Source organism: Goodfellowiella coeruleoviolacea, from assembly GCF_024171785.1.
Taxonomy (GTDB): Bacteria; Actinomycetota; Actinomycetes; order Mycobacteriales; family Pseudonocardiaceae; genus Goodfellowiella; species Goodfellowiella coeruleoviolacea.
The window spans coordinates 63,401-77,345 of sequence record NZ_JAMTCK010000007.1 but is presented as its reverse complement, the minus strand read 5'-3'; the positions used below and the strand labels follow the sequence as shown (position 1 = coordinate 77,345).

Below are 13,945 nucleotides of genomic sequence, written 5' to 3'. Positions count from 1 at the left end.
GTCCGCAGTGGACGAACCACGGTGGACGCATCCGCAGTGGACTAACCGCCGGGCGGGCCGTCGTCGACCCGCCCGGACGGGCCGGCCGGGGTGTCCAGCAGCCCCCGGTCGTAGGCCAGCGCCACGGCCTCGGCCCGGCGGCTGGCCCCGAGCTTGGCCATGACCCGGGTCAGGTGCACGCTCACGGTCTTCTCGCTGATGTACAGCTCCTCACCGACCTCGCGGTTGGTGCGCCCCAGCGCGACCAGTTCCAGCACGGCCCGCTCCCTGGGCGTGAACAGGTCGAGGGTCTGCCGGGGCACGGGCTGGTCCGCGCGCAGCGCGATCCGGGCCCGCCCGGCCAGCGCCTCGACCGCCTCGGCCAGCGGGCGCGCCCCCAGTTCGGCGGCCACCGCCGCGGCCTGGCGCAGGTGCTCGGCGGCCTCGTCCCGGCGCTCCGCGGCCAGCAGCGCCTCGGCCCACCGCCACCGGCAGATCGCCTGCTCGTAGCGGGCCCCGTAGTCGAACGCCCGCACCGCGTCCGCCCACCGCCGCGCCGCGTCCACCGCCTGCCCGTCCTGGTGGGTCGGGCCGTGGACGGCCAGCAGCCTGGCCAGTTCCGCCTCGGCCCTGGCCAGCCAGGCCACCCCCTCCGGGCCGAGGTCGCTGGTGCGGGGACTGCCGTTGGCCGCGGTCAGCCGGGCGTGCTCGTGCAGGCGGCGCCCCTCGGCCACGGCGGCGGCCAGCGCGTCGGTGTCCCGGCGGCGCACCGCCCGGACCGCCTGGTCGGCGCACGCGGCCACGCCCAGCGCGGCCAGCCGGATACCGGCCAGCACCCACGGGCCGCCGATGCGCCGCGCCCAGGTCAGCGACTCCCCGACCCGCTCGACCGCCTGGTCGGGGTCGTCGCGCCAGCAGGCCAGCTCCGCGCCCGCGGCGCCGGCGATCAGCGGGATCGTCAGGTCGACCTGCCAGTTCTCGCGCAGCCGCGTGATCAGCTCCTCGGCCTCGGCGAACCGGCCCCGCCCCACCAGCGGGTACAGCGCGGCAGCGGCCAGCCTGGTCAGCACCACGCTGGACACCGCCTCACCCGGGGGTTGGGCCGCGGCCTCGGCGCCGTCCCAGTCGCCACCGGCGTACTTGGCGATGGCCTGGATCACCCGCAGTTCCAGGCCGAACCCGCTCCAGGACAGGCCGAGGTCGGTGGCCCTGGCCACCCCCGCGTCGATGATCTCGATCGACTTGTCGATCAGGCCCGCTTCGTAGGCGTTGAGCCCCAGGTAGTACCGGGCGCGCAGTTCCTCGGCGAGCGCTCCGCCCTCGACCGCCAGGTCCACGGCCAGGCGCAGCTGGCGCACGGCGTCCTCATCCTCGCCGGTGCGCTCGGCCTGCAGCGCCAGGGTGACCAGCGCGTCGACCTCGGCGTCCACCGCGCCCACGGCACGGGCGTCGCGCACCGCCTGCTCGGCCCGGCGCACCGACTGCTCGTGTCCACCCAGGTAGCGCAGGACGCGGGCCTGCAGGGCGAGCACCCTGGCCCGGGTCCGGCTCGGCGGCTGGTCCGCGACCAGTTGCCAGGCCTGGTCGGTGATCTCGTTCGCCTCGGCCTCGTGGCCCTCCAGCACCAGCAGCGTCTGGACCAGCCGCTGGCGCGCGTCAGCCGCGGCCTCCGGGTCACCGAGCCGGTCGGCCAGTGCCACGGCCGAGCGGGCGTAGGCCAGGGCGCGCTCCGGGTCGCCGGCCGTGCCAGCCGCCCAGGAGGCCCGGCGCAGCAGCTCCAGTTCGTCCACGTCGGACGGGCGCTGGTCGGCGGGCACCGCGTCCCACAGCCGCAGGGCCTGTTCGAGGTGGCCCAGGTACTCGGCTGGCGCGCTCAGGTCCTTGGCCTCCTCGGCGGCGCGCACCGACGCGGCCAGCGCCTGGCCCAGGTCGTTGCTCTCCAGGCTGTGGTGGGCCAGTGCGGCGGCCGTGCCGCGCGGGGCGGTGCCGCTGGCGGTGCGCGCGGCGAGCATCCGCGCGTAGCCGGCGTGCAGCCGCACCCGCTCGCCGGGCAGCAGGTCGCCGTAGACCGCCTCGCGCAGCAGGGCGTGCCGGAAGCGGTACACGTCGTCGTCCCCGGCGACCAGCACGTGGCGCTGCACCGCCTCGCGCAGCGCCTCGTCCAGGGCCAGCTCGTCCAGGTCCACCACGGCGCGCAGGTCCGCGTGCGCCACCTGGCGGCCGGCGGCCGAGGCGACCCGCACCACCTGGGCGGCGGCCGGGCCGAACTGCTCGACCCGGGCCAGCAGCACGTCGACCAGGCTCGCCGGCAGACCGGCCGGGCCGCAGCCGGAGTAGGCGGCGATCAGCTCCTCGGCGAAGAACGCGTTGCCCTCGGACTGGGCGGCCACCTGCCGCACGACCTGGTCGGGCACGTCGTCGCCGACCAGGGCCCGGACAAAGGCGCACGCGTCGTCCTGGCTGAGCGGGGCCAACTCCAGGCGCTCCACGATCGGCAGCCGCACCAGTTCGGCCAGCAGCGGCCGCAGCGGGTGCCGCCGGTGCAGGTCGTCGGTGCGGTAGCTGGCGACCACCAGCACGCGCTGCGTGCGCAACCGGGTCAGCAGGAACGACAGCAGCCGCCGGGTGGAGGCGTCCGCCCAGTGCAGGTCCTCGATGAGCAGCACCACGCAGCTCTGCTCGGCCAACTCCCCGAGCAGGCCGAACACCGCGTCGAACAGCTGCAGCTGCCCCACGTCCTGCTCGGTGCGGGGCAGCCCCAGCGCGGTGGGCAGGTCCATGCCCGAGGTCAGCCCGGACGCCGAGGCCTGCTCCGGCCGCTGCCCCAGCCGGCCGGCGATGGCCAGTTCGGGCAGCAGCCGGACCAGTGCCGGCCTGGCCAGCACCGCGGCCAGCCGTTCGTCCCGCAACTGCCCCAGCGCCTCGGCAAAGGGCAGGTAGGGCAGGCCGCTCTCGCCGACGTCCAGGCACCGCCCGGTCAGCACCAGCGCGCCGGCCGCGCTGGCCTGCGCGGCCAACTCCTCGACCAGCCGGGTCTTGCCGATGCCCGCGTCCCCGGACACCAGCACCCCGGCCGCCGTCCCCTGGTCGGCCCGGTCCAGGGCCGCGCGCAGCCCTCCCAGCTCCGCGGCGCGCGCGACCAGTGGAATTCCCGATCCAAGACGTGGCACCCCGGCATGCTCGCACACCTCAGGCGGCCTTCGGCCCGGGCGTGTCCGCCTGGTGAGCAGCCCCACGCCCGGCGCGCCGCGCCTGCCGCCGCAGCCGCCACATCCGCCTGGCCTCAGCCACGTGCTGCCACGTCTCGTTGTCGTCCCTGTTCCAGCGGTAGTCCACCTCGGCCTGCACCGCTTCCGGCGTCCACACCATCTCGATCACCTCTCTGGTTCCCTGTTCTTGCTGGAACCGAGAGTGCTGCTGAGGGGTGGGCCCGGACATCGGAAGGACACCCCGTCCTGCCGGCGCCGACCCCTTACCCCCGCAGGCGGGCCGGCTGAGGGTGGGCGCGGCGGGTAAGGGGTGCCGACCGCGGCCCTGGTGGGCGGCGGGTTGTGGTGCGCCCACCGCCCGACTGGGCGTGCCGGTGTGGGTGCGCCGCGCCGGGTGGACGTCCCGGCGGATGGTCGCCCACCCAGCTGGTTCCGCGGGTGTCGGGCGACGCGGCAGGGCAGCGGCGGGGCTGGCGTGCGCTGGTCACGCCAACCCCGTCCGTCACCTCTTCTCCCCTGCCCCGCGTCACCCGGACGGCCCTGCGTGAGATGTCGACTCGCGGGGTTTGCACAGTCGACTCGCGGAGCGGGGGGACGGGATCAGCGGTTGGGGTTGCGGGGGGCGAGGCCGGCGCGGCGCAGGGCGTCGGCCATGGCACCGCCGCCGCCGAGCGAGTTGCCGCCGCCCTGGCGCTGGTTGCCCCGGCCGCCCTGGCGCTGGTTCTGGTTGCCCCGGCGGTTGCCGCCGTCGCGGTCGCGGCGGGGCGAGCCGCCGGCGGCGTCGCGCTGGCCGTTGCCGGCGGGGACCTCGTCGTCCAGGCGCAGGGTCAGCGAGATGCGCTTGCGGGGCACCTCCACGTCCAGCACCTTCACCGTGACGATGTCGCCGGGCTTGACCACCTCGCGCGGGTCCTTGACGAAGTTGCGGGACATGGCCGACACGTGCACCAGGCCGTCCTGGTGCACGCCCACGTCCACGAACGCGCCGAACGCGGCCACGTTGGTGACCACGCCCTCCAGCCGCATGCCCGGCTTGAGGTCGCTGATCGTGTCGACGCCCTCGGCGAAGGTCGCGGTCTGGAACGCCGGCCGGGGGTCGCGGCCCGGCTTCTCCAGCTCCTTGAGGATGTCGGTCACGGTGGGCAGGCCGAACGCGTCGTCGACGAACCGCTCCGGGCGCAGCCCGCGCAGCACCTGGGTGTTGCCGATCAGGCCGCGGATGTCGGTGTTGGTCGCCTCGATGATCCGGCGCACCACCGGGTAGGCCTCCGGGTGCACGCTGGAGCTGTCCAGCGGGTCGTCGCCGCCGGGGATGCGCAGGAAGCCGGCGCACTGCTCGAACGCCTTGGGCCCCAGCCGGGGCACGTCGCGCAGTGCCCTGCGGGACCGGAACGGCCCGTGCGCGTCCCGGTGCAGCACGATGTTCTCGGCCAGCCCCTGGGTGATGCCGGAGACCCGGGTGAGCAGCGGCGCGGACGCGGTGTTGACGTCCACGCCCACCGCGTTCACGCAGTCCTCCACCACGGCGTCCAGCGACCGCGACAGCTTGGTCTCGGACACGTCGTGCTGGTACTGGCCGACGCCGATGGACTTGGGGTCGATCTTGACCAGTTCGGCCAGCGGGTCCTGCAGCCGGCGGGCGATGGACACCGCGCCGCGCAGGGACACGTCCAGGTCGGGCAGTTCCTGGGAGGCGAACGCCGAGGCCGAGTACACCGACGCGCCGGCCTCGGACACCACGACCTTGGTCAGCTTCAGCTCCGGCTGCCGCGCGATCAGCTCGGCGGCCAGCTTGTCGGTCTCCCGGGAGGCGGTGCCGTTGCCGATGGCGATCAGCTCGACCCGGTGCTCGCGGGCCAGCCGGGCCAGCACGGCCAGTGCCTCGTCCCAGCGCCGCTGCGGCTGGTGCGGGTAGATCGTCTCGGTGGCCACCACCTTGCCGGTCGCGTCCACCACCGCGACCTTCACGCCGGTGCGGAAGCCCGGGTCCAGGCCCATGGTGGGCCGGGAGCCGGCGGGCGCGGCGAGCAGCAGGTCGCGCAGGTTGGCGGCGAACACCCGCACCGCCTCGTCCTCGGCGGCCTGGCGCAGCCGCAGCCGCAGGTCGATGCCCAGGTGCACGAGGATGCGGGTGCGCCAGGCCCAGCGCACGGTGTCCAGCAGCCAGCGGTCGGCCGGCCGGCCCTGGTCGGCGATGCCGAAGCGGGCGGCGATGCGCGTCTCGTAGTCGGTGGGACCGGTCGGCCGGACCGGTGCCGCGCCGTCCTCGGCGCGCTGCGGCTCGTCCGGCTCCAGGGTGAGGTCGAGGACCTCTTCCTTCTCCCCGCGGAACATCGCCAGGATGCGGTGCGAGGGCAGGCTGGTGAACGGCTCGTCGAAGGCGAAGTAGTCGGCGAACTTGGCGCCTTCCTCGGCCTTGCCCTCCCGCACCCTGGCCACCAGGTGGCCGCGGGACCACATGCGCTCGCGCAGCTCGCCGATGAGGTCGGCGTCCTCGGCGAACTGCTCGACCAGGATCGACCGCGCGCCGTCCAGCGCGGCGGTCACGTCGGCCACGCCGCGCTCGGCGTCGACGTACTGGGCGGCCAGGGTCTGCGGGTCCTGGCTCGGGTCAGCCAGCAGGGTCTCGGCCAGCGGGCCCAGCCCGGCCTCCCTGGCGATCTGCGCCTTGGTGCGCCGCTTGGGCTTGAACGGCAGGTAGATGTCCTCCAGCCGGGCCTTGGAGTCGGCCGCCATGATCTGCGCGCGCAGCGCGTCGTCCAGCTTGCCCTGCGCGGTGATCGACTCCAGGATCGCGGTGCGCCGCTCCTCCAGTTCCCGCAGGTAGCGCAGCCGGTCCTCCAGCTGCCGCAGCTGGGCGTCGTCGAGCGTGCCGGTCGCCTCCTTGCGGTAGCGGGCGATGAACGGGACGGTGGCCCCGCCGTCGAGCAGGTCGACGGCCGCGGCCACCTGGCTCTCCCGCACGCCCAGTTCCTCGGCGATCCTCTGATGAATAGACGTCGTCACGATCCGATCCCGCCTTCTGGCCTTGCTTGCGGGGTGCATTCTGCCGGCAGCCCCACCCGGACGTGTGGGAGCATCGCCGACCGCCGCGTGGGCCGGCCCGGGACCGGGACGATCCGGGCCGATCCATGCCGAGCCGGCCCGGCCCCTGGTCGGCGTCAGCCGCGGCCGCGCTCCCGGGCGGCTGCTCGACAGCTTCCGCCGCGGCCTGCGGTGGCTGCTCGCCGGTATCGCGCGGGGCTGAGGCCGGGGGGCGGCCGGAACAGCGGGTCAGCCGGGGCAGCCGGGTCAGCCGAAACGGCCGGGTCAGCCGGGGCAGCCAGGTCAGCTGAGTCGGCTGGGTCAGCGGCCGGCCTTGGCGCGGGCCAGGTGGGCACGCACCACGCCGGCCTCGGGCGCGTCCAGGTCGCAGAACAGGGCGAGCGCGCGCTGCCAGTGCGCGGTGGCGCCGGCCGCGCCCTGCCGGTCGAGCACGGCGGCGACCCGGTCGTGGGCCAGTGCCTGGTGGTAGGCGCTGGCGGCCTGCCTGGCCACGCCCAGCGCCTGGCGCGCCACCACCAGGGCGTCGGCCAGCCGGCCCCGGTCCAGCAGCACGCCGGCCAGGTCGGTCAGGCAGCTGGCTTCCCCGCACCGCTCGGCCACCTCGTGGTACATCCGCAGGGCGGCGCGCAGGGTGGTCTCGGCCGCCTCCGGGCGGTGGGTGGCCAGCTGCAGCAGGCCGAGGTTGTGGCTGGCGTTGGCCTCGGCCCAGCGGGCGCCGGCGGTGTGGCTGATCCGCACGGCCTCCCGGTAGTGCTCCTCGGAGTCGGCGTGCCGGCCCAGGTCCTGGAGGGTGTTGGCGATGGTGGTCAGCGCCCTGGCCTGGCGGTCCACGTCGCCCTGGGCGCGGCTGACCGCCAGGGCTTCCCGCTGCACGGCCAGTGCCTCGTCGAACCGGCGGAACTGCAGCAGCACCACGCCCAGGTTGAACAGGGTGACGAACTGCGCGTCGGGATCGCCGAGTTCCCTGGCCGCGCGCAGGGCCAGCTGGTGGGTGCGCAGCCAGGTGTTGCGGTCGGTGCGCAGCCAGAAGAACCGGGACAGGGTGTAGGGCAGCTGCCAGGCGTGGGTCAGCCAGCCGTTCGCCTCGGCGTGCTCGGCGGCGGCCACCAGGTTGGCGCGCTCCACGTCCAGCCAGGCCATGGCCTGGCTGCCGGTGCGCAGCGGCGGGGTGTGCGCCGGCGGCCAACGCGGGTCCACGCGCACCGCGCCCCGGGCGATCGGCAGCAGCCCGTCGGCCAGGTCGGCGCAGTGCAGGTAGTAGTCGAGCATCCGCTCGGTGGCGGTGTGCGCGGCCTCGGGCGGCAGCTGGCCGGCCAGTTCCCTGGTGTAGGCGCGGACCAGGTCGTGCGCGGTGTACCGGCCGGGCTCGCCGACCGCCAGCAGGTGCGCGGCGACCAGCGCGTCCAGCGCCCGCTGGGCCTCGGGCAGCGGCACCTCGGCCGTGGCCGCGACCAGCCAGGCGGTGACCTCGGGCCCGGGGTGCAGGCCGAGCAGCGCGAGCACCCGGGCGGCCGGCGCGGGCAGGGCCCGGTGCGAGGCGTCCAGCGCGGCGCGCACCGTGCTCTGGCCGTCCTCCAGACCGAGCGCGCCCAGCCGGCCGTGCTCGCTGCCCAGTTCGGCGACGAGTTCGGCGACGCGCAGGGTGGGCGCGGCGGCCAGCCGGGCGGCGGCGATGCGCAGCGCCAGCGGCAGCCGGTCGCACAGCCGGGCCAGCCGGTCCAGTTCGCCGGGTTCGGCCCGGGCCCGCTCGCCGCCGGCGATCCGGCTGAGCACGGCCACGGCCGCCTCGGGCGCGAGCATGTCCAGGTCCACCAGGCGGGCGTCCGCGTGCGCGACCAGGCCGACCAGCCGCCGCCGGCTGGTCACCAGCACGCAGGACCGCGCCCCGGGCAGCAGCGGCAGCAGTTCCTCGGAGCCGCGCGCGTTGTCCAGCAGCACGAGCATCCGCCGGTCCGCGCTGACCGTCCGGTACAGCGCGGAGCGCTCCTCGGTGGCGGCGGGCACCTCCTCCGGGGGCACGCCCAGCGCGCGCAGGAACCGGCCGAGCACCTCCCCGGCGTCCAGCGGCTCCCGGTTGGGGTGGTAGCCGTGCAGGTCGGCGTGCAGCTGGCCGTCCGGGAAGTGCTCGCGCACCCGGTGCGCCCAGTGCACGGCCAGCGCGGTCTTGCCCACTCCCGCGGGCCCGGTGACCACCACCACCGGGCCGGTGCCGTGCGCCTCGGCCAGCAGCGCGTCCAGCTCGGCCAGTTCACCGTCCCGGCCCAGGAAGGTGGTGGGGTCGCGGGGCAGCTGCGCCGGGGTCGGGGCGGGGCCCAGGTCGGTGCCGGCGCCGCCCGCGGTCACCGCGCCGCCCGCCGGCGCCGGTTCCGGCGCACCGCCGGCCAGGATGACCTGGTGCAGCCGGCGCAGTTCCGGTCCTGGCTCCACGCCCAGTTCGGCGACCAGCACGGCGCGCGCGGTGCGGTAGGCGGCCAGCGCCTCGGCCGGGCGGCCGGCCTGGTGCAGGGCGCGCATCAGCAGCCCGTGCAGCCGTTCCCGCAGCGGGTGCTCGGCGAGCAGCCGGGACAGCTCGCCCACCAGGCGGGCGCCCCGGCCCAGGGCGAGGCTCAGTTCGGCGTACTCCTCCAGCACGGCCAGCCGTCGCTCGACCAGCCTGCCCCGCTCCACCTCGGCGAACAGCCCGGGCACCCCGCCCAGCGGGTCGGCCCGCCACATGCGCAGCGCCTCGGCCAGGGTGGCGGCCGCCTCGGCCAGCTCACCGGCGTCGCGCAGCCGGGTGGCCCGGGCCGTGCGCTGCTCGAACACCTCCAGGTCGAGGGCGCCGGCGTCGACGCGCAGCAGGTAGCCGTCCGCGGTGGAGGTCAGCAGCCGGCCGGGGGCGCGGCGGGCCCGGCCCGGCTCCAGTGCCCGGCGCAGCCCGGCGATGTAGGTCTGGACCAGGTTCACCGCGCTGGGCGGCGCGGCCTCGGCCCACACCGCGTCGATGATCCGGGCCCGGCTGACCGGGGTGTTCCTGGCCAGCAGCAGCACGGCCAGCACGGCGCGCTGCTTGGGCGTGCCCAACTCCACCGCGGCGGCGGTGTGCTCGTCGGACCCGCGCACCGCCCTGAGCATGCCGAGAATCTCGAACCGCACAGCTTCCCCGACGTGGTGCGTCACCGACCCGCCCTTCGTCCGTCGCGGGTTCCCGAGCCCGTGGCGGCGCCCCGGCACGGCAACCCGCACAAACCCCGGTGTGGGCAGCGTAGAGATTGGTGCAGTCCACTTCCAGTGTTCTTATAGAGCGGTGCCCGAGACTGGGTCCTGTCCAGCCAGCCACCGGACCCACCACCACCCCGGTGTCCACAGTGGACCAGCTGGGCACCTAGACGACGTGGGTCGGCCGACGGACAAGGGCATCCAGCCCGCGGCGGCGGAACGCCGGCCGACCCACGTCCTCCACGCCGCACCGGCCGGTGGCACCGCCGGTTACGGCACCACCTCCAGGTCGCGCTCGTCGGTCTGCTCGGCCGCCTGCTGGGCGGCCAGGCGCTGGGCGCGGCGGCGGCGCACCAGCAGCACGATCCCGGCGGTGACCGCGATCGCCCCGATCACCACCCAACTGGCCGTGCCCAGGGCCTGCTCCACGTACTTGGCCGAGGCACCCGCGGCCATGCCGATGCCGATGTGCAGCGCGGACCAGCCCAGCGCGCCCGCCACCACCGAGGGCAGGTAGCGCCGCAGGGGCAGCCGCGCCGCGCCGGCGGCCGCGGGCAGCAGGGTGCGGGCCACCGGCATGAACATGCCGACCAGCACGGCCCGGCCGCCGGTGCGGTGCAGCAGGTCGCCGGCCCGGTCCCAGTGCTGCTGGCCCAGCCGGCGCACGATCCGGCTGTCCCGCAACCGGTTCCCGTAGCGGCGCCCGAGCAGGTAGCCAACGGAGTTGCCGGCCGCCGCGCAGACCGCGACCACCAGCCACATCACCAGGAAGGCCGGCGCGCTGGTCACCGTGGTGGCGACCACCAGCAGGGCGGCCTCACCGGGCACCAGGAAACCCAGACCGAGGGCGCACTCGCCAAAGGCGAACGCGCCGGCCGCCACGACCACCACGGCCGGGGGCAGGTCGGCCAATGCCTCGAGGGCACCGGTCAACAGGGCCACAGCGACTCCCTTCACTGGCGACGCCGCCGGGACTGCGCGACGCGCGACAGGACAAACTGGACAGAAGCAACCAAGATCGCACACCCGCCGATCCCGTTGGCCAGCGGGCGAACCGGGTTCATTCCACCGCGTCCTCGGCGCGCGCACATCCACCTCAGGTCTGTCAGGACGCCCCGACTTTCGTCAGGGTCGAACGGCCCGAGCCGATCGGGGTGATCCCCGAGGTCCGCCCCTGGCGCACGGACCGTGACCACGGCCGGCCCGCGCGCGGATCAGCCACCCGAACGCGTGGTACGGCTTGCCGGCCGCGGTGGCCGGCCAGCAGGCTGCTGGCACACACCTGGTGCGACACCACCGGGTGTGGCTCGTGCCGGGCAGGCGTCTCCCGCCGGGAGGCGCACCCGCGTGGTCCGGCGCGTCACGGCGGGGCCGGCATCGCGCCCCCGACCGGGCCGGTCCCGCCACTGCTCCCCCTGGTTCTGCTCTGATCGGATGGCTGTTGCGGCGGCCGGACGCCGGCGACGGTCACTAGCTGCTACCCAAAGTGTCCTATTCGTGAGGATTGACACAATTGGGTGATTAGTTAGGCATCGCGTTCGTGTGATCGGCATCATGGAGATACGCGGCCGGCTCACCGGTTCATCCGCCACCACAGCCCCAGCCGCGACAGTGCCGACACACCCAGCGTGCCGACACGGAGGTGCCCGATGGCAGCCAACCGACACCGCGTCGAGGCCAGGCCCGCGCTCAGCGGCCTGTGCAGCGGCGTCACCACCAGTCAGCAGCCCCGCCGCTGCCTGACCCGGTCCTCGGCCAACTCGGCCAACTCGGCCACGGCCGACACCCACGACGTCCGGTCGAAAGCGGCGCACCCAGCCGGGCTCGGCTGACGCCACCCGTCCCACCGGTCGGGCCACCGCTGGCCGGCCGGCCGCACACCGCACCGCCGCGGTGAGTTCTTCCCCCACACCAGTGCGGCGAGCCCTCCGCCGCGCCGCACTGGCGCGTTCCACCACACCCGTGCCGCCGCGGCCGTTCGCCGCGCCGCACGGTGTTCTCGGCGCCTGGGTGGCGTCGGCACCACACCCGCCCGTCCGGGCAGCCGGCGATCCCGGCCGCCGGAGCGTGGCGCGTGCCCCAGCAACACCCCCCAGTGCATGTGTCCGAAAGGAAACCTCGGTCGATGAACCGATCCACCGCCGCCCGCAGCCACGCGGGCGAGCACACCACGGCAGGGCCCCCGCCCGGCGGCCAGCAGACCGGCGGCGGCCGGCTCAACAGCGTGCTCCGGCACGACCTGCCCGCCTCGCTCGTGGTCTTCCTGATCGCCATCCCGCTCTCCCTGGGCATCGCCGCGGCCACGGGCGCGCCGCTGATCGCCGGCCTGGTCGCCGCCGTGGTCGGCGGCATCCTCGCCGGCGCGCTCAGCGGAGCACCGCTCCAGGTCAGCGGTCCGGCCGCCGGGCTCACCGTGATCGTGGCCGGCGTGATCGCCGACTTCGGCTGGGCCGCCACCGCGGCGATCACCGTGGGCGCCGGTCTGCTGCAGATCCTGCTCGCGGTCACCCGGGTCGGCCGGCTCGCGCTGTCGCTGTCGCCCTCGGTGGTGCACGGCATGCTCGCCGGCATCGGCATCACCATCGCCGCCGGCCAGTTCAACGTGATGCTGGGCGGTGCGTCCGCCAGTTCCGTGCTGGCCAACCTCGCCGCCATCCCCGGCAACCTCATCTCGCTCCACAGTGGATCGTTGCTGATCGGCGCGGCCACCGTGGCGATCCTGTTGGCGTGGCCCAGGATTCCGCGCGCCAAGGTGGTGCCGGCGCCGCTGGTCGCGGTGGTCGCCGCCACCGCGCTGGGCAGCCTGTTCGGCCCGGACCTGGCCCGGGTCGACCTGCCGGAGGACCCGATCGGCGACATCGTGCTGCCGCAACTGCCCCAGGGCGGCATGGTCTCGATCGCCGTCGCCATCGTCACCGTGGCCCTGGTGGCCAGCGTCGAGTCGGTGCTGTCCGCGGTCGCCGTGGACAAGCTGCACAACGGTCCGCGCGCCAACCTGGACCGCGAGCTGGTGGCCCAGGGGGTGGGCAACACCGTGTCCGGCGCGCTGGGCGGTCTGCCCATCACCGGCGTGATCGTGCGCAGCTCCACCAACGTCGCGGCCGGCGCCCGCAGCCGGGCCTCGACCATGCTGCACGGCCTGTGGATCCTGGTGTTCGTGCTGCTGCTCGGCGGCGTGCTGGAGCTGATCCCGATGGCCGCGCTGGCCGGCGTGCTGTTCGTGACCGGCGTGCGCCTGGTGAACGGCGGCCACATGCGCCAACTGCTGCGCCACGGCGAGTTCGCCAGCTACGTGGTGACCGTGCTCGGCGTGGTCACGCTCGGCCTGGTCGAGGGCGTGCTGCTGGGCATCGGCGTGACCGTGCTCGGCGCGCTGGTGAAGCTGACCGACAGCTCGGTGCGGGTGGACCGCGACGAGGACGACCACGCCGACTGGCGGGTGGTGGTGCGCGGTTCGCTGGCGTTCCTGCGGGTGGGCCGGCTGGTCCGGGAACTGCGCCAGATCCCGTTGGGCCAGCACGTGGTGCTGGAGCTGCACGTGGACTTCATGGACCACGCGGCCTTCGAGGCGGTGGACGACTGGCGGTCCGGCTACGAGCGGCTGGGCGGTCGCGTCGACGTGGACGAGGTGCACGACAGCTGGTACAGCCGGGCCGTTGCCGACCGGCTGGGCCGGCGCAAGACCCCGCCCTCGCCGCTGCCCCGCTGGTTCGCGCCCTGGTCGCACTGGCAGGCCCAGCACACCGCGCCGCGCACGCCCGCCGCGATGCTGCGCGGCATGGACGAGTTCCAGCGCCGGGCCGCACCGCTGGTGCGTCCGTTCCTGGAGGAGCTGGCCGCCCAGGGCCAGCGACCCGGCCAGCTGTTCCTCACCTGCGCCGATTCCCGCGTGGTGCCCAACATGATCACCAGCAGCGGCCCTGGTGACCTGTTCTGCGTGCGCAACATCGGCAACCTGGTGCCCCGCTACGACGCGGCCGGCCCGGAGGGGGACGCGTCGGTGGGCGCGGCCATCGAGTTCGCCGTGGACGTGCTGGAGGTGCCCACGATCGTCGTGTGTGGACACTCCGACTGCGGTGCGATGAAGGCGGTGCTCGCCGGGTCCAGCGAACCGGAGTCGCGGCTGGGCTCCTGGCTGCGGCACGCCGCCCCCAGCCTGGACCGGTTCCGCGGCCGCACCGACGCGCACGACCACACCGACCTGCCCGATGTCGAGCGGCTCAGCGTGGCCAACGTGCTCCAGCAGCTGGAGAACCTGCACAGCTACCCGAGCGTGCGCCGGGCGGTGGAGCGGGGTGAACTCAAACTGGTCGGCATGTACTTCGACATCTCGGCCGCCCGGGTGTACCTGGTCGACGCCGAGCGGGGCGAGCTGAGCCCGGTGCGGGTGCCCGCCAGCACCGCAACCCCGGCCACCGCAACCCCGGCCACCGGGAGCCCGGGCAACGGCACCTCGGTCAACGGAATGGTGACGGCGGGCTGACCCCGCCGGGTGTGCGGTGAGCCGGGGACAC

7 protein-coding genes are annotated in these 13,945 nt (G+C 75.1%); 2 read left to right on the top strand and 5 right to left on the bottom strand.

What is annotated here, in order from left to right; all coding sequences use genetic code 11:
• Positions 1-41: 41 nt before the first annotated feature.
• From LX83_RS16335 to LX83_RS16315, 5 genes are all read right to left on the bottom strand, one after another.
• A complete protein-coding gene (locus LX83_RS16335) occupies positions 42-3,149 on the bottom strand; it encodes a helix-turn-helix transcriptional regulator (protein WP_253772192.1) in 3,108 nt (1,035 codons plus the stop codon).
• Between the two features lie 19 nt (positions 3,150-3,168).
• Positions 3,169-3,357, bottom strand: coding sequence for a hypothetical protein (locus LX83_RS16330; protein WP_253772191.1), 189 nt, complete (start codon positions 3,355-3,357; stop codon positions 3,169-3,171).
• A gap of 431 nt (positions 3,358-3,788) precedes the next feature.
• A complete protein-coding gene (locus LX83_RS16325) occupies positions 3,789-6,194 on the bottom strand; it encodes a Tex family protein (RefSeq protein WP_407649592.1) in 2,406 nt (801 codons plus the stop codon).
• A 339-nt stretch (positions 6,195-6,533) separates the two neighbouring features.
• On the bottom strand, positions 6,534-9,368 hold the full coding sequence (locus LX83_RS16320) for an AfsR/SARP family transcriptional regulator (RefSeq protein ID WP_253772189.1): 2,835 nt from the start codon (positions 9,366-9,368) through the stop codon (positions 6,534-6,536).
• A 333-nt stretch (positions 9,369-9,701) separates the two neighbouring features.
• Entirely contained in the window at positions 9,702-10,373 is a 672-nt protein-coding gene (locus LX83_RS16315) for a DedA family protein (RefSeq protein ID WP_253772188.1), read from the bottom strand.
• Between the two features lie 707 nt (positions 10,374-11,080).
• Here LX83_RS16315 and LX83_RS16310 point away from each other — a divergent pair.
• The gene (locus tag LX83_RS16310) at positions 11,081-11,263 is read left to right on the top strand and encodes a hypothetical protein (RefSeq protein ID WP_253772187.1); all 183 of its coding nucleotides are present in this window, start codon (positions 11,081-11,083) and stop codon (positions 11,261-11,263) included.
• A 293-nt stretch (positions 11,264-11,556) separates the two neighbouring features.
• Positions 11,557-13,914 (top strand): SulP family inorganic anion transporter, encoded by a 2,358-nt coding sequence (locus tag LX83_RS16305; RefSeq protein ID WP_253772185.1) that lies wholly within the window; start codon positions 11,557-11,559, stop codon positions 13,912-13,914.
• The last annotated feature ends 31 nt before the right edge of the window (positions 13,915-13,945 follow it).

Coding starts and splice junctions, on each gene's coding strand:
- LX83_RS16310 (WP_253772187.1), top strand. CDS start 11,081: ATGGCAGCCAACCGACACCGCGTCGAGGCCAGGCCCGCGCTCAGCGGC.
- LX83_RS16305 (WP_253772185.1), top strand. CDS start 11,557: ATGAACCGATCCACCGCCGCCCGCAGCCACGCGGGCGAGCACACCACG.